Source organism: Nostoc sp. CmiVER01 (assembly GCF_034531135.2).
Lineage (GTDB): Bacteria > Cyanobacteriota > Cyanobacteriia > Cyanobacteriales > Nostocaceae > Nostoc.
The window spans coordinates 372,199-386,881 of the sequence record NZ_JAVRBU020000009.1 but is presented as its reverse complement, the minus strand read 5'-3'; the positions used below and the strand labels follow the sequence as shown (position 1 = coordinate 386,881).

Genomic DNA, 14,683 nt, shown 5'->3' with positions numbered 1-14,683 from the left:
TTTACTATGTGCTTTTTTGGCATACTCTTCTGATCTGCGATCGCTCAACTCTCTGTTTCAATTCTAACCCAGCAGAACTTATGAGACAAACCACTAGCTTATGTACTTGACCATCGTAAGCCTAATAAACCGAGTTATGCTGTCTTATTCTCGACAGATATCAACCAATCGGCAGACGAGATTTATCGTTTCTACAAACTACGCTTTCAAATCGAATTTATTTTCCGCGATGCTAAACAATTCACCGGACTCAGTGATTGTCAAGCCCGTGACGTCAAAAAACTTGACTTTCATTTCAATGCTAGTTTTACTGCCCTCAATATTGCCAAGCTCGATACTCATCGACAGCAGTTGAGCCAACAACCCTTTGTCTTTTCAATGGCCAGTGTCAAGCGACGCGCACTCAATGACCATTTGCTCGACACCTTTATTTCAAAGTTAAGACTCTCGCCAACTTTAATTAAATCCCATCCTAACTATCAAAACCTACGTTCTTACGGGGTTATTGCTGCCTAATTTTGTCCGAAGCATTGTTAGATAACGACATTCAATTTGTTAAATAATTTTCAAAGTTTAATGGAAGTCAAAAAGGCTATAATAATTGTGCAGTGAGGATTATAGCCTTAAATATTTTAGCGACAATAATTTGCTAAGACGACATTTAATTTGTTAACCGACAAGATGCAGAGCGACAAATTATTTGTCGCTCTACATTTAGTTGAAAGGCGTTTGTGTAGCTCTCTAACTCGAAGCACTGGTATAAAACCGCAACGCAAATCGCCAAAACCAAGTGGAAGCGAAAAACAACGCTGCTGCTAATATTCCTGCACCTATTAACCAGCTAATGTCACTCCGACCCAGTAGGGCTTGGGCTGGTACAGTAGTTAAAAATGCTACTGGCATTACAAAGGTGAAGAAAAAGCGGTAAGCACTAGGATATGCTGCGATGGGATATCGTCCAGCTTCTAACAAACCACGTAATACTTCGGTAACATTGTATATTTTAACGAACCAGATACTCATTGCTCCGAGCATAAACCACAGGCTGTACAGAATCAAAAAGCTGAACAATAACGGCAGCATACCAAGTAGATAGTCGTCTATCCCTACACCGAGGTGTTTACCTGCGTAGCCAATAATAATACTACCAAAAATTATATCTGGCAGTCCCCAAGGTGACAGGGTATGGGTGGAAAGCCAAAACTGACTGCGGATAGGTTTTAATAATATAAAGTCTAAAGTGCCTTCTTGAACATGGCGGACAATGCGATTCAAGTTCGACGCCAGAAAAGTAGCAGAAAATCCTTGTAGTAAGGTAAAAATTCCTAGAACTACTAAGGCTGCGTCCCATGACCAGCCACTAAAAGTATAACCTTTCCGGTAAAACAAGAATAATCCAAAGAGGCTACCCGCAAGATTTCCCAAGCTGCTGAGGGTAGCTATGAAAAAGTTAATCCGATACTCTAACTCAGCTGCGATCGCAGCACTCCAAAATAGTCTTACTACTTTCAAATATCTTTGCATCTTGCCTAATTAACCCAAAATGTACCATCTGTCACTATATTTCCAAATATTACACAATAACTTTACGTAAATTTAATATTACTTTTTATTCAGGAAAATTGCTAAACGTTAAGATGTTGTGGATCTATTGTTGAAAGCTAAAAAATTCTATGCATCTGGATTTACCACAACTGATTAAATCAATTGGCTATTTTGGAGTGTGGGCGATTGTCTTTGCTGAATCTGGCTTGTTAATTGGTTTTTTTCTACCTGGGGATAGTTTATTGTTCACTGCTGGATTTGTGGCATCTCAGAATTTACTGAACATTTGGGTTTTAATTTTTGGTGCTTTTGTTTGTGCAGTCTTAGGTGACAATGTTGGTTATTTTACTGGGCATAAATTTGGCAGAAGACTATTTCAAAAGGAAGATTCATGGTTGTTTCATAAAAAACATCTTGTTAAAACTCAAAACTTTTATGAACAGCACGGTAAAAAAACGATTGTTTTAGCACGTTTTTTACCCATTGTACGGACTTTCGCGCCGATTGTGGCTGGGATTGGTGCGATGCATTATCGCACATTTATGTCTTACAACTTAATCGGTGGCTTTGTTTGGACATTCGGCATCACTATATTAGGGTTTTTCTTAGGAAAATCTCTGCCACCTGAACAGGTAGATAAGTATTTATTGCCGATTATTGGATTAATTATAGTTGTTTCTTTAGTGCCATCGATTATTCATGTAATACAAGAGAATAGAGCAAACAAAAGTTGAAATATTTTTTGTGCGTTGTGTAAATATTAAGTATATTTATTTACTAAATTTGGTTAGATATTGGTGATACATCGCTAGACTATTAGAATGATCCACGAACAGCAGAGGTTGATATTACCATAATGATTTCCTTAAATATCAACCTCTATTTGTTCCTAGAAAATCTCTTGACTGAAACCTACAGAATTAGTTAATCGCAGAATTAGCCATTTTTATCAAAGAAGTGCGTTCGTCGCAGACGTTGGCGCAGCCATCGCCTGCTTTCAAACCAACAACATATTGCACCCTCTGCTGTCTCCAAGTCAAAGTAGCATCTGAGCAATTAGCACCACAAGTAGAATCCACAAAATACCCAGTGATGCCTTTAGCTAAGGATACAGGTTTACCACTAAGGCGGGGTGTTTTGCGAGTTACAGCTTCAGCATAAACAACGCCCAAACGACAGGCAGTTCCACCCGTACAATTGGGACTGAAACCCAGTAAAATTTCGTACTTTTTTTGCGTAGCAGCTTCTATAATCGCGTAAATTGGATTTTCTCCATCTGACTCAGGAATAAACTTCGGCAATAAAATACGAATCTGAGTCTTCTGCTTTAATTTGGGCAAAATAGATTTAAAAACTGGGTGTGGCTGGGTTTTACTCTGCTTTACTATCAATTGAGACTGTTTATTGACAGTGGCTATGGCTGAGGTGTGAAAGCTGCCAACGCTGACTAATAAAAATATGGCACACACAGCACTGGTATTTTTGAAGCTTAAAATCATTCTTTACAATCTATTTCATCTTAAGTACTTATTTGTAATACCCATTTTTAAGATTAAATTACGTATTTAAGAGCGGCTGGAGTCAGCTAAACTGAAGAAGAAATTGCTTAATAAGTTTTAATAATTTTGTTATGAGTACTGATTCACCTGTTAATTCTCCCGATAAGCCTGAATCTAACTTTGGGAAGCGTTTGAGAAACTTTTTAATTGTAATGGTAGCGATCGCTCTTAGCGTTGCCCTCGTCTTAGGATTGCGAACTGAAACAACCTCGGCAACTCTAGCCAAGTTAAGTGATACGTCCACACCGCTAGAAGTAGCAATCAGCAATGGCAAACCATCTCTAGTAGAGTTTTATGCTGATTGGTGTACTGTCTGCCAAAAAATGGCACCAGATATCACTCAACTGGAAACAGAGTATGCTGACAAGATGAATTTTGTGATGCTAAATGTGGATAATACCAAGTGGCTACCAGAGATGTTGAAATATCGGGTAGATGGGATTCCTCATTTTGTATTTTTGAGTCAGCAAGGGGAAACCATAGCTGAAGCGATCGGCGATCAACCCCGGACGATTATGGCTAGCAACTTAGAAGCTTTGGTTAATGGTTCGTCTCTTCCTTATGCTCAAGCTAGCGGCAAAGTTTCCAAATTTTCAGCCCCAGTAGCACCAACGGCTAATCAAGATGATCCTCGCAGTCATGGCAGCCAAGTTGTAAATTAGCACTTTGGAGGCAATTTCAGCTAACACCTGCTGTTTTATAACCAATATCGATTTTCATCAGCACTCCTCTTATCTACTGAATCCCCAGAGAGGAGTTCCCTTCAGCCAATAGATTGCTGCTTGAGACGCTTATGAGCGTACATTAATTCGTCAGACTTGGCGATTAGTTGTTCTAGTGACATATTGCTTTCTGCTGAGTAACGCTCTATCCCGATACTCATCGAAAGTTCATAGTTACGGTTTTGCTGTTGATTAAAGTTGGCGATATTTGTTTGCAAACACTCTTGGATACTGTCAGCGTCCTTAAAGTAGCTGGAGATGAAAACAACAAACTCATCTCCACCCAAGCGGGCGACAATATCTGAGTTCCGAAAACTTTGCTTGAGTAATTGAGCAGCATCAACAATCAAGGCATCTCCTATGTCGTGGCCAAGGGTATCGTTAATCTGTTTTAGCCCATCTAAATCAATGAAGATAACCCAGCACAACACTCTCGTCCGGTGAGCAATTTTTAACTGTGGTTCAGCCATCAGGAAAAAGCCGCGTCGGTTATGCAAACCTGTTAGTTCATCGGTTAAGGATAACTGTCTTCCTTCGATTTCTGCTTGTTTGCGGTTGCGAACTTCCTGAATAAGTTCCATCTGAGCGATCGCCTGACGACTTAGGCGGCGCAGTGCATCTAACTGCTGGTAACTTGGGTGATGAGGAATGGTATCCATAACACACAACGTTCCAATTGGAAGACCATCGGGCGTAATCAGAGGGACACCAGCATAAAAACGAATTTTGGGACTACCTTTGACTAGAGGATTGTTAGTAAAGCGATCGTCCTTGATGGCGTTGGGAACCACTAATATATCATTTGGTTGAAGAATGGCATGGGAGCAAAAAGCCCACTCTCTGGGTGTTTCCTTAGCTTTTAGTCCAATCTTAGATTTAAACCATTGGCGATCGGCATCAACTAAGCTAATTAAAGCTATTGGAGTCTTACAAATGTAAGCAGCAAGAGCAGTTAAATCATCAAATGCTTCTTCAGGTAAGGTATCCAAAATATTGTAGGCCGCTAATACTTTGAGCCTTTCTGCTTCATTCTCAGGTAGAGGAACAGCTTGCGTTTTCACAGGTGAGTGTCTAAACCTTAGCCACGAAAGTCTGATACGCTGTAAATTTTGCAACAACCGCAGAATTACCTTTCCAGCATAAAGGCTGCGTGATAGAAACATCTCTGCAACGAAAATCAACATTCGGTTGATTATACAGAAATATTGTATTACATGATATTTTTCATGGCTTTGGTTTGCTCTATTGTTCATGTCACCCTAACTTTCACTGTGCAAATCCCCTGAGTATTTAGATGCTTACAAGGTTTTTTGCCCAAAGCCAGGTTGAAAATAATCAATATAAATTAAAAATTATCAAAACTTATTATACTGTCAAAGTTTTTAGGTAAAAAAATAAATTTTTTATATTGATTTTTTATGTATATTTACATAAATTACGAGGGACGGCTTCCAACTCACTTTTTCTTGTTAGCTAATCAAACTTTATCAAGCTGCGATCGCAGTTTTATCAAAAAGCTGGCTTTAAATATTTTGCCATTACTAACTAATTTTTTTGGTTTGGACGAATAAGAAGTGGTTTACAGAAAATCCAAGTGAATCACTTCTTATTTGTCTAAAGTCGAATCAAGAAGTAAGAAATTATGAGTGTTCCAAATATTACCAATTGGAAATAATTTCACAGTTAACCTACGCTGCTAACGATCAAGCTTGACACCATACATCGCTTACGCAAAATTAAAGAGGAGTAGGGAGTTATCCCGTCCTGTGAGGGACTTCCAAGAAATAAATTATCCAAATAAACGTAGACGCAAAGCGGCTTGCCGCAGGCTACCACAGAGATACAGAGAACACAGAGGAGAGAGTTTTTTCGCCAGTTTTTTGAGTATTTTTTTATTTGGAAGTCCCTTACCAAAAATGGTGTATCCCTTTATAGCGATTTCTGGCGATGTTCTCATTGCGATCGTGTCAAAACTTAATAAAATAAGTATTTGTTGGTAGGCTTTGGGCGGTTCCTGAATTTATAGACAAATTATTAACTTTACCTGTTTTGATGATTGCAAACTTACTATTAAATAGTAAGATTTCACCATTACCAGGCGTTATCCAAGCTTTGCGACTTTTGAGATTAGTCGGAAAAACTAAAAAACTTGCATCGCCACGATAAGGTGGAATCAGTTTACCTAAAAATGTTTGGCTATCTCTATTGGGAATTGCGTAAGCAGCACTAGAACCAACAAAAATATCACTGCCATTTGAGTAAATAGTTTTAGGGAAATTGCTATTACCGTCTCCCAATCCTCCTGTTGAAGGAAGTCTTGTAATACTTAGTTGCCCGCGTTCAACAGAGAATGAGGTTAAATCAACAACTCCTGTGTAAACTTTTGTCTCATCACGAGTTTGGGCAGCATTAGTATATTTATCTGTAGTAATCAAAGTTTCTGTTAAGAGGTTTTTACCATTCCATCTAAAGATTGAATTACCCCCATAGACGGAACCAAGTACGTAGAGTTTATTCCCAGAGATGTGTAATCTGTTGAGTCGGGTATCTGCCATGTTGTCAACAAGACTGGCAGGACTGTAACCCCAAAGCTTACCTTGGTTACTTCCTTGCAAATTTGGCAAACCAAATATACTTGTGCCATTAAAACCCATTCGGTAAAGAAAAGCAATTTGTACTGGAATGCCTGACCGCTTTTGTTGCTGAAAACCACTAACGTAGAGATACTTATTTTTGTACTCAAAATCCATTACCTCTGTTACTTCAAAGCTACGTTTAGCTTTAAAGTTGAGGCCGGTATCATATATCGATAGAGTATTTACAGACTGGTGAATAACCAAGCCATCTAAAAACTTAACTCTTGTTCTTGATGATACAGGACTGTTAACTATTTTTTGGGTAGTTCCATCAGTTTTTATTTTGACTAATCCTGTTGGAACAGCGAGAACATAAGTCTTACCGTCAATAGCTGCACAGTCACGAGCATCCTGATAAGAGTTTGGAATTAGTTTTTTCCTGCCATCAGCTTCTACTTCCCATATACCCTCAGTATTAATGACCGCAACTTTGCTACCGTTTACACAAGCTGCTATTGGAGATGCAATATTAAGATATGTGGCGATCGCGGGGCTAGAATAACTAAACATTGTTATCCCTCTATCTTTTTATTGTTGTTCGATTTAACTTCAGATCACTATATGCCACGTAATAAAAATCATCCACAATCTGTACCTGGTTAATACTTGACTTTTCATGTTATGTAGAAAAGCTAACAATTGACCTAACCCCCTTCCCTACGTTCGCGTAGGGGAAGGGAGAAAATTTTTTAAAGTCTCTCTAGTTTTAAAAGCTACGGTGTACACAAATACTTTCGTGCAGAACACAAGTCTTTTTTGAGCTTTTGAGGGAATTAAATAATACCAATTCTCCAAAATGAAGCAACAGATGTAAATCACGAAAGTCTTGCTGCATCTAAAATTTTTAATTGCGAATGGGCGAAAAAGCGAATTGAGAATTGGTATAACTTTGCTTGGGAGCAATGCGATTTTGTAAGTGGGGAAGCAGGAAAAGACAAAGAAATAAGTGTATTTAGAGCTATAACGGTCGTAAAAAATACTAAATTTGTCTCTTCATTCCCCTGCTCCTTTGCCCTTGACTATATTCAGTTGGAATAATAAAAAGCTACGAGGTGGAATATGGATACTCGTATCCCAGAATGTATTCGTCCAGTATTAAATGATTATTTGTTGTCATTAGAAATCGAACTTCCGGGTCTGATAGAAGGCTGCTATATTCATGGATCTATTGCGCTTAATGCCTTTAACCCATACTTGAGTGACATTGATTTTATTACTATTCTCATACGACGGGCTACAACATCCGAGGTAAAAATACTAAAAGCAGTCCATAAAAAACTAGAACTGAGCTACCCACAGTGGAAACTAGAAGGAAGTTATTTGCTAAGGGAAGATTTAGGGTGTGAGCAACAAGAAATTGCTCCTTATCCCTACTATCATGACAGCACTCTGCACTCTGCTGGATATCATGACATAAACCAAGTCACTTGGTGGGTGTTGAAACATCGAGGCATTTGTCTGATTGGACTTCCACCAGAAAACCTTGCATTTACAGTCGATTGGAATCTGCTGCAAAGAAAAATGAAGGAAAATCTCAACAGCTATTGGGTGAGTTGGACGCGATCGCCAAGTAAAGTAGCATATTTATTAACAGATACTGGTATTCAGTGGGCTGTGCTTGGCATTCTGCGTCTGTTTTACGCGTTGAGAGAGCATGAAATCCTCTCCAAAACTGAGGCTGGTCGATATGCATTGGTGCATCTTCCACCAAAGTGGCATCAACTTATTCAAGAGGCAATTAACCTCCGTGAAATTCGGCATGGTTCCTCTTATCGCAGCAAAGTGAGCCGGGCTGTTGAAGCAGTACGCTTCTTACGCTATGTAATTAATGTATGTAACGAATAGGCATCTTCAAGAGAAAACGGCGTTTAAAATGTTACTGCCTAATTTTAAGAGATAGAAATTCACAATTTTATTAGTGGCAAAACTCTTTCTGAAGCTCTGCCTTTGTATTCTCTTACGTGATCGGTGATTGGTTTCAGTTACCCAGCACAGGTAATTTGCACGCGTTTATGAACTTGCGCCAGCCGCAGATACAGTTAAAATTAAGTAAATAGCTAACCTAAACCGTGTCTGCCATTACCAGCAATCATAAAAATCTTTTTAACAGGTAAACCTATTAATAAAATATGGATCGTCGGAATTTTCTAATGTATGTCACTTTAGCAGGATCTAGCTTTACCTTAACTAGTTGCATTCAAGGCAAAAATTCCAAATTGCAGGGTGAGGTATCTCCTTCAGCATCACCTGTGGCGGTAAATGAACCTCTGAAGGTGGGATTTGTTTATGCCGGCCCTGTGGGTGATTTCGGCTGGACTTATGCCCATGATTTAGGTCGCAGAGACATGGAAGCCAATCTTCAAGATAAGGTAAAAACTACCTTTGTGGAAAATGTCAACGAAGGTGCTGATGCCCAAAAAGTGATTCGGCAACTCGCATTAGATGGTAATAAGTTGATTTTTACAACTTCCTTTGGGTACATGAACCCAACAATCAAAGTTGCCAAAGACTTTAGTGATGTTGTCTTTGAACACTGTAGAGGATACAAACGTGCTGCCAATGTTGGCACTTATTTGGGACGCGTTGAAGAACCGCGTTACTTAACCGGCATGATTGCTGGCAAGATGACAAAATCAAATATAGTAGGTTTTATTGGCGCATACCCAATTCCAGAAGTAATTCGGGGAATCAGTGCATTCACTCAAGGAGTAAGGCTAACAAATCCCCAAGCAAGAGTTAAGGTACTTTGGGTACAAAGTTGGTACGATCCAGATAAAGAAAGAGAAGCGGCTCAAGCTTTGGTTAATTTAGGTGCGGATGTACTGGCGCAGCATACCGATTCTGGTGCTGTTGTCCAATTGGCACAGGAGAAAGGCATTTATGCTTTTGGCTACAACACTGATATGAGTAAGTTTGGTCAAAATGCCCACCTAACATCAGCTATTAACAAATGGGGCAAATTCTATACAGATAAAGCCTTGGCTGTAATGAGTAATACTTGGAAATCTCAAGAGGTTTGGGATGGAATTGGTCAAGGAATGGTGGATATTTCCCCAATGAATCAGGAAATTCCAGGGGATGTGCAACAACTGGTGAATGTGAAGCGCGATGAGTTTATTCAGGGTACTGCACATCCTTTTGATGGCCCGGTAAAAGATCAAAAAGGGGTGGTGCGAGTGCCAAAAGGTAAGGTTTTGGATGATCAAAGACAACTGGCGATGGATTGGTATGTTGAAGGAATTGAAGGGTCAATTCCTAAAGGGAAATCTTAGCACTGCTAAACACTCGACCAACCCAATTTTGCTGAGTAAACCAAGTTTTAGAATTTTCTCTCTTTCTCTCTGTGTTCTCTGTGCCTTTGCGGTAGCCTGCGGCAAGCCGCTGACGCTCCTTCTCTGCGAGACGCTACACGCAATACTAGGATTTCTTTTTTAAATTTGAGATGCTGGATAGAAAGAAGTGGCTTTGATTCTGATCGGTGGCTTTTTCTTCATTACACTAGTCGTGCAACTTGTCAAATAGCCATGCCAAAACACCATCAACATGAGTAACTTGCTCCCCTGGCGGTATGGCTGGACGATTTATCATAATAATCTTCACGCCCAGTTCTCGCGCTGCAATAATCTTGGGCTTTGTTGCATCGCCACCGCTATTTTTACTTACTATGGTATCAATCTTGTTATGAATCAGGATTTGTCTTTCATTATTGAGGGTAAAGGGCCCGCGATCGCACAATATTACTCCCGGTGGCACTAAAGCATCATTGGTAGGAGGATCAATCATCCGCATCAGAAACCAAATTTTCTCGCAGTGAGCAAAGGCGGCGAGTTCTTGCCTGCCAACTGTTAAAAATACTCGCTGTGCCTGGTTTGCTAGAGATGCTGCGGCGGCTTCAACACTATTAACTTCAATCCAGCGATCGCCACTTGCTTTTTCCCAAGGTGGGCGTATTAACATCAGACGGGGTACTCCGACTTCAGTTGCAGCATCCGCCGCATTAAAAGAAATCTGAGTAGCAAAAGGATGAGTTGCATCAATTAATAAGTCGATTTGCATGACTCGCAAATAGCTAGCCAATCCAGGCACACCACCGAAACCTCCAATCCGTAAATCGCCTAACGGTACTGATGGTTCCCGGGTGCGCCCAGCTAAAGACGTGATTGCCTCTAACCCTTGGATAGTCGAGACTTTGGCAGCTACTTCTGCGGCATCTCCTGTACCACCCAGAATCAAAACACGCATCATTAAGATAAAGGTGGAATTTTTGCCAAAATGCCCTTTTTCAGCGCTTCTGGACGCTCTGACCAAGGTAGTAAACCATTTGCTTTGGTATAGTATTGACTAGCACATTCTAGTACCGCAGATGCACTACCATCAACAGCTAAATCACCAAATAAATATGTTAATTTGCCTTTAGCAGCAAAGGCAACTACACAAGAACGATTACAAGCACTCATGCATTCAACTTCCTGAATTGGGAATTGATCTCGTAAGTCCCAATCTTGTGCAAGTTGCTGAAGTTGAGATAGAAGTTTTTCACCGCCACTTTCACCTAAGCGTTTTCCATCTTGCCAAACGCTAGCACAAGTTTTGCAAACAAATAAAGTATGATCAGCAACACCCAAGGGACTAGTCGGAGAAATATTTACAGTAGTAGTCATCTGTAACTCGCAGATATGTGGAACTGATAAATCTATTTCGGCGGGCATCCTGACTTACTCTATTTGGGATGTTAGATTACATCTCAAATGGGTTTACAGTTGCGGGACAGCGCCGGATTTGCACCGAACTTTCCCCGTTACCTCTGGTAGCTGCTCCCTACCAGAACCGAATAGCCTTATCGATCATACACCCTACTCGAATGGGACTTCGCTTATAAGATGGATTTACACCTTTATCTTGCTTAATCAAGAAAGTATGTGTTACTGTTGATAATTGTGTGGTTAAGGACGTATAGCTCAGTTGGTTAGAGCGCTACGTTGACATCGTAGAGGTCACTGGTTCGAATCCAGTTACGTCCATTTTTATACATTCACAAATTTAATGTCGCTGTGTGATTTTACCCATAACTTTGTCGCAACGGCAACTTTATGGTTGAAAACTACTACTGCAAACTTAATACTCTGCTTAGGAAAATTACCCTGTGCTTTGCAATATATGTAGCACGGACTTTTTTATTTATATCTTAAATCTTAAGTATTCGGGCTTAATCATTAAACCGCATTACAGCACCGCATTTTGGCATAGGGTGGCATATATTATACCAGATTATCTTGAGCGGAAGCAATGGTTAGCTGAGAATAGGGTAATTTATAACCTTTAGAAATATCTGAAATGATAGGAGCGATCGCATTTAAACAAAGTTGCAAGAATGTTGAAACTAAATAACGTTGTATAATCAGAGGGTGCTGATTGTGTAATGCCTAATTGCAAGTTTTGTCAAAGACGTGTTCTTTACCTGTTTTGTCCACTTAATTAACTGGCATCATTATATTAATTGCGATCGCCTTCTCTAAAGGAGGCGGTAAGCGCAGCTATGCTCAAAGGACTTTGCAAAATTGAGCGGAAGCTCAATCATTGTTGTTTTACTGCTCTAAATTAACTCTGCAAATCTACTCTATTCATTCTTCTTTAGAGATAAATATTCAAGGCTAATTTCTCCTTAAGGTATATAACTAAAGTCACAATTTTTACTAAATCTTCCTAGTCACTTCTATAAAATAGAATTGAGTCGCTCTAGACGTTGACGCTGTTTGAACCACTGCTGACAAACTTCTGTAGCCAAATACTTCTCTTCTGCTGTTAATAGCTCATCAGGTTTGCCAGAAGCCAATATTTTAGCTGCTTGTGCAGCCAAGTTGTAGTTCACACCGTGTTTAACTAATTGTGTGTGAAAAAAATCTTCTAAGTTTTGGACTGACATAAAAAACTCTCCTTTAATATCAAGTTGTCATATTCAATTAGGGTGTTAAAATTACATGAATAAAACTATGTAACCGCAATTACTGGGAATTATGACAAATATTTCAGCTAAATGGCTTCTCTCGGAAGATGCATAAGAATTATACCTTTGATATTTTCTCTCTAATCCCTTGCTGCCGGAGAATAGCGTAGGCGCAGGCATCGTTAAGGAACCGGAATTTGGATGGCTTGCCTCTAGAACAAAGCGATCGCAACAATTACAAATGAATCAAGAGCATCGCTTCTTTGTGGCACTGCAATAATACATAAATCCTTCCTTGGCTTACCGCAAGTTAACAGTTATATAACTCTAAATCAAGTTATTTTTATAAAAGCCGTATTTGATTTTTGTAAAAAATAAGTATCCTCTGAGAAAGCTTCTTCTCCATTCCCCACTCTCTATTTATCGCACTTGCGCTACACTTTTATGCGAGAAGCTTCTCTTTGCAGAGAGGCTTATCTTTCAAAAACGCTAACGCGAACACCAAGGCACAGCAAGCGAGTAATTTAAAAACTCAAAGTAGATTGCTGCTATATTGGTTTTATTTTATGGTAAAAAATTGATTGTGACAAAATCTAGCTAATATTAATTAGCTAGACTAAAATTATCTTGTTAAAATCCTAATGCGTTATTATCACCGTTTGCGACTGCCATCAAAATATTTCAATATTTTCATTGCAGTACTAACTTTTGTTTTGTTTATCTGGTTCACTCCTGTAGTTGCTCAAGCATTAAATAAAGCTCCGGTGATTTTGGATGGGCAACAGCTTTTTAAAATCAGCGATTCTGGCCGGTATAGCGCTCAAGAACGGACAAATTTAATCAACTCACAACTAAAAGATGCGATTAAATCTTCTGAATCTATTCAAGTCAAAATTGAAAAACGTAACCAGCTACCTACTATTTTGCTAAATAATCGCTATCTATTAACAGTTACAGAACAAGATACTGTTCCGGGTAGCACAGTTGATGAGCAGGCAAGCATCTGGGGGCGGCAAATTGAAGAAGCGTTACAAGAAGCTCGCTTAGAGCGAACTAAAACCTATCTCCAACAAACAACTTTTCTAGCAGTAGTAATTTTACTTATCACTGCCGGATTCACTTGGCTATTAGGATGGATTAAGCATCGCTTTTTCCGAGCAGCTTCACAACGCTTAACTACTCTTAACAATGAGATACCGAATTCAGAACCACTAAAATTATTAGAATTATTTTTCAAATTAGTGTTGGCGAGTATGCGTATCGCACTTTGGATAAGCGCCATTCTTTATATCACTAATCTCTTTCCTTTCACTCGTCAATGGAGCTACCAAATTTCAAATATCCTGATCACCAGTTTCACCTCACCTATTCTGACATTAGGCAAGAATCCTTACTCTCTTACTGAATTAATAATTTTGATTGGTTTGTTGTTCGGCTTAGTGATCTTTGCTGGAACTTTGACCAATTTTTTACGCTCTCGCGTTCTATCTTTTACTGGAATAAATCGTGGCGCTCAAGAAGCAATAGTAATACTTTTCAAATATGGTCTAATTTTTATTGGCACACTGGTATTGCTACAAATTTGGGGACTTGACATTAGCTCTTTGACAATCTTAGCAAGTGCTTTAAGCGTTGGAATTGGCTTTGGTTTACAGGATATTGCTAAGAATTTTGGCAGTGGTTTAGTACTAGTATTTGAGCGTCCGATTCAGGTGGGAGATTTTGTGGAAGTTGGGGAATATACAGGTACTGTCGAGCGAATAGGTGGAAGAAGTACCGAGATTCGTACTCTTGACCACGTTTCAATCATTGTACCCAACTCTCGTTTCTTGGAAAAAGAAGTAATCAACTGGAGCCACCGCAACCCGATTTCTCGCCTTCATCTTCCCCTTGGCGTTGCTTATAGTTCAGAGCCCAAAGTTGTGCAAGCTGCTCTGTTAGAAGCAGCCTCTAAGCATCCTAATGTATTACAAGCTCCTTCTCCTGTAGTTTTGTTTAAAGAGTTTGGCAACAACAGCTTAAATTTTGAGTTATTAGTATGGACTGCGGAACCTAATAAACAATTCTTGCTCAAAAGTGATTTATACTACAATATCTACGAATCTTTACAGCAAAGACAAATTGAAATCCCTTTCCCTCAGTTAGATTTACATCTACGTTCTGGCACATTGGAATTTACGCCAGAAATGCAGTTAGCCTTAATACAAATGTTTGAACAATTGTCAAAACATCAACAACGCATAGATCCAATCAAGCCAAGTCAAAATCAAACGTAAA

12 protein-coding genes, 1 tRNA gene and 1 riboswitch are annotated in these 14,683 nt (G+C 39.3%); of the genes, 6 read left to right on the top strand and 7 right to left on the bottom strand.

What is annotated here, in order from left to right; translation table 11 throughout:
• Nucleotides 1-741: 741 nt before the first annotated feature.
• Entirely contained in the window at nt 742-1,524 is a 783-nt protein-coding gene (locus RMZ43_RS17900) for an ABC transporter permease (protein WP_322647378.1), read from the bottom strand.
• A 149-nt stretch (nt 1,525-1,673) separates the two neighbouring features.
• On the opposite strand from RMZ43_RS17900, the gene RMZ43_RS17895 reads away from it, so the two are divergent.
• The gene (locus RMZ43_RS17895) at nt 1,674-2,279 is read left to right on the top strand and encodes a DedA family protein (protein WP_322647377.1); all 606 of its coding nucleotides are present in this window, start codon (nt 1,674-1,676) and stop codon (nt 2,277-2,279) included.
• Nucleotides 2,280-2,465: 186 nt separating this feature from the next.
• Here RMZ43_RS17895 and RMZ43_RS17890 read toward each other — a convergent pair whose 3' ends face one another.
• Nucleotides 2,466-3,044: a hypothetical protein gene (locus tag RMZ43_RS17890; RefSeq protein ID WP_322647376.1), complete on the bottom strand. Its 579-nt coding sequence runs from the start codon at nt 3,042-3,044 to the stop codon at nt 2,466-2,468.
• A gap of 131 nt (nt 3,045-3,175) precedes the next feature.
• Between RMZ43_RS17890 and RMZ43_RS17885 the strand changes: the two genes are divergently transcribed.
• Nucleotides 3,176-3,766: a thioredoxin family protein gene (locus RMZ43_RS17885; RefSeq protein ID WP_322647375.1), complete on the top strand. Its 591-nt coding sequence runs from the start codon at nt 3,176-3,178 to the stop codon at nt 3,764-3,766.
• A gap of 101 nt (nt 3,767-3,867) precedes the next feature.
• On the opposite strand, the gene RMZ43_RS17880 is transcribed toward RMZ43_RS17885, so the two are convergent.
• On the bottom strand, nt 3,868-5,079 hold the full coding sequence (locus RMZ43_RS17880; RefSeq protein WP_322654418.1) for a sensor domain-containing diguanylate cyclase: 1,212 nt from the start codon (nt 5,077-5,079) through the stop codon (nt 3,868-3,870).
• Nucleotides 5,080-5,793: 714 nt separating this feature from the next.
• On the bottom strand, nt 5,794-6,972 hold the full coding sequence (locus RMZ43_RS17875; protein ID WP_322654419.1) for a hypothetical protein: 1,179 nt from the start codon (nt 6,970-6,972) through the stop codon (nt 5,794-5,796).
• A 549-nt stretch (nt 6,973-7,521) separates the two neighbouring features.
• On the opposite strand from RMZ43_RS17875, the gene RMZ43_RS17870 reads away from it, so the two are divergent.
• Both RMZ43_RS17870 and RMZ43_RS17865 read left to right on the top strand, forming a co-directional pair.
• Nucleotides 7,522-8,307: an aminoglycoside adenylyltransferase domain-containing protein gene (locus tag RMZ43_RS17870; protein WP_322654420.1), complete on the top strand. Its 786-nt coding sequence runs from the start codon at nt 7,522-7,524 to the stop codon at nt 8,305-8,307.
• A 284-nt stretch (nt 8,308-8,591) separates the two neighbouring features.
• Nucleotides 8,592-9,734 carry a BMP family ABC transporter substrate-binding protein gene (locus RMZ43_RS17865; protein ID WP_322654421.1) on the top strand — a complete coding sequence of 381 codons (1,143 nt, stop codon included), beginning with the start codon at nt 8,592-8,594 and terminating at the stop codon, nt 9,732-9,734.
• A 226-nt stretch (nt 9,735-9,960) separates the two neighbouring features.
• Here the strand turns inward: RMZ43_RS17865 and RMZ43_RS17860 are convergent, their stop codons facing one another.
• A complete protein-coding gene (locus RMZ43_RS17860) occupies nt 9,961-10,704 on the bottom strand; it encodes a cobalt-precorrin-6A reductase (RefSeq protein ID WP_322647394.1) in 744 nt (247 codons plus the stop codon).
• 2 nt (nt 10,705-10,706) lie between these two features.
• On the bottom strand, nt 10,707-11,123 hold the full coding sequence (locus tag RMZ43_RS17855) for a DUF1636 family protein (RefSeq protein WP_322647393.1): 417 nt from the start codon (nt 11,121-11,123) through the stop codon (nt 10,707-10,709).
• Between the two features lie 22 nt (nt 11,124-11,145).
• A riboswitch (cobalamin riboswitch) is annotated at nt 11,146-11,309 on the bottom strand.
• A gap of 100 nt (nt 11,310-11,409) precedes the next feature.
• Here RMZ43_RS17855 and RMZ43_RS17850 point away from each other — a divergent pair.
• Nucleotides 11,410-11,483, top strand: a tRNA-Val gene (locus RMZ43_RS17850).
• Nucleotides 11,484-12,175: 692 nt separating this feature from the next.
• Here the strand turns inward: RMZ43_RS17850 and RMZ43_RS17845 are convergent.
• A complete protein-coding gene (locus tag RMZ43_RS17845) occupies nt 12,176-12,385 on the bottom strand; it encodes a hypothetical protein (protein WP_322647370.1) in 210 nt (69 codons plus the stop codon).
• Between the two features lie 662 nt (nt 12,386-13,047).
• Here RMZ43_RS17845 and RMZ43_RS17840 point away from each other — a divergent pair.
• On the top strand, nt 13,048-14,682 hold the full coding sequence (locus RMZ43_RS17840) for a mechanosensitive ion channel family protein (protein WP_322654422.1): 1,635 nt from the start codon (nt 13,048-13,050) through the stop codon (nt 14,680-14,682).
• Nucleotide 14,683: the final 1 nt, after the last annotated feature.

What these genes read in the sequence shown, in the direction of transcription:
- RMZ43_RS17895 (WP_322647377.1), top strand. Translation starts at nt 1,674, where the DNA reads ATGCATCTGGATTTACCACAACTGATTAAATCAATTGGCTATTTTGGA.
- RMZ43_RS17860 (WP_322647394.1), bottom strand. Translation starts at nt 10,704, where the DNA reads ATGCGTGTTTTGATTCTGGGTGGTACAGGAGATGCCGCAGAAGTAGCT.
- RMZ43_RS17880 (WP_322654418.1), bottom strand. Translation starts at nt 5,079, where the DNA reads ATGAACAATAGAGCAAACCAAAGCCATGAAAAATATCATGTAATACAA.
- RMZ43_RS17900 (WP_322647378.1), bottom strand. Translation starts at nt 1,524, where the DNA reads ATGCAAAGATATTTGAAAGTAGTAAGACTATTTTGGAGTGCTGCGATC.
- RMZ43_RS17845 (WP_322647370.1), bottom strand. Translation starts at nt 12,385, where the DNA reads ATGTCAGTCCAAAACTTAGAAGATTTTTTTCACACACAATTAGTTAAA.
- RMZ43_RS17855 (WP_322647393.1), bottom strand. Translation starts at nt 11,123, where the DNA reads ATGACTACTACTGTAAATATTTCTCCGACTAGTCCCTTGGGTGTTGCT.
- RMZ43_RS17890 (WP_322647376.1), bottom strand. Translation starts at nt 3,044, where the DNA reads ATGATTTTAAGCTTCAAAAATACCAGTGCTGTGTGTGCCATATTTTTA.
- RMZ43_RS17875 (WP_322654419.1), bottom strand. Translation starts at nt 6,972, where the DNA reads ATGTTTAGTTATTCTAGCCCCGCGATCGCCACATATCTTAATATTGCA.
- RMZ43_RS17840 (WP_322654422.1), top strand. Translation starts at nt 13,048, where the DNA reads ATGCGTTATTATCACCGTTTGCGACTGCCATCAAAATATTTCAATATT.
- RMZ43_RS17885 (WP_322647375.1), top strand. Translation starts at nt 3,176, where the DNA reads ATGAGTACTGATTCACCTGTTAATTCTCCCGATAAGCCTGAATCTAAC.
- RMZ43_RS17865 (WP_322654421.1), top strand. Translation starts at nt 8,592, where the DNA reads ATGGATCGTCGGAATTTTCTAATGTATGTCACTTTAGCAGGATCTAGC.
- RMZ43_RS17870 (WP_322654420.1), top strand. Translation starts at nt 7,522, where the DNA reads ATGGATACTCGTATCCCAGAATGTATTCGTCCAGTATTAAATGATTAT.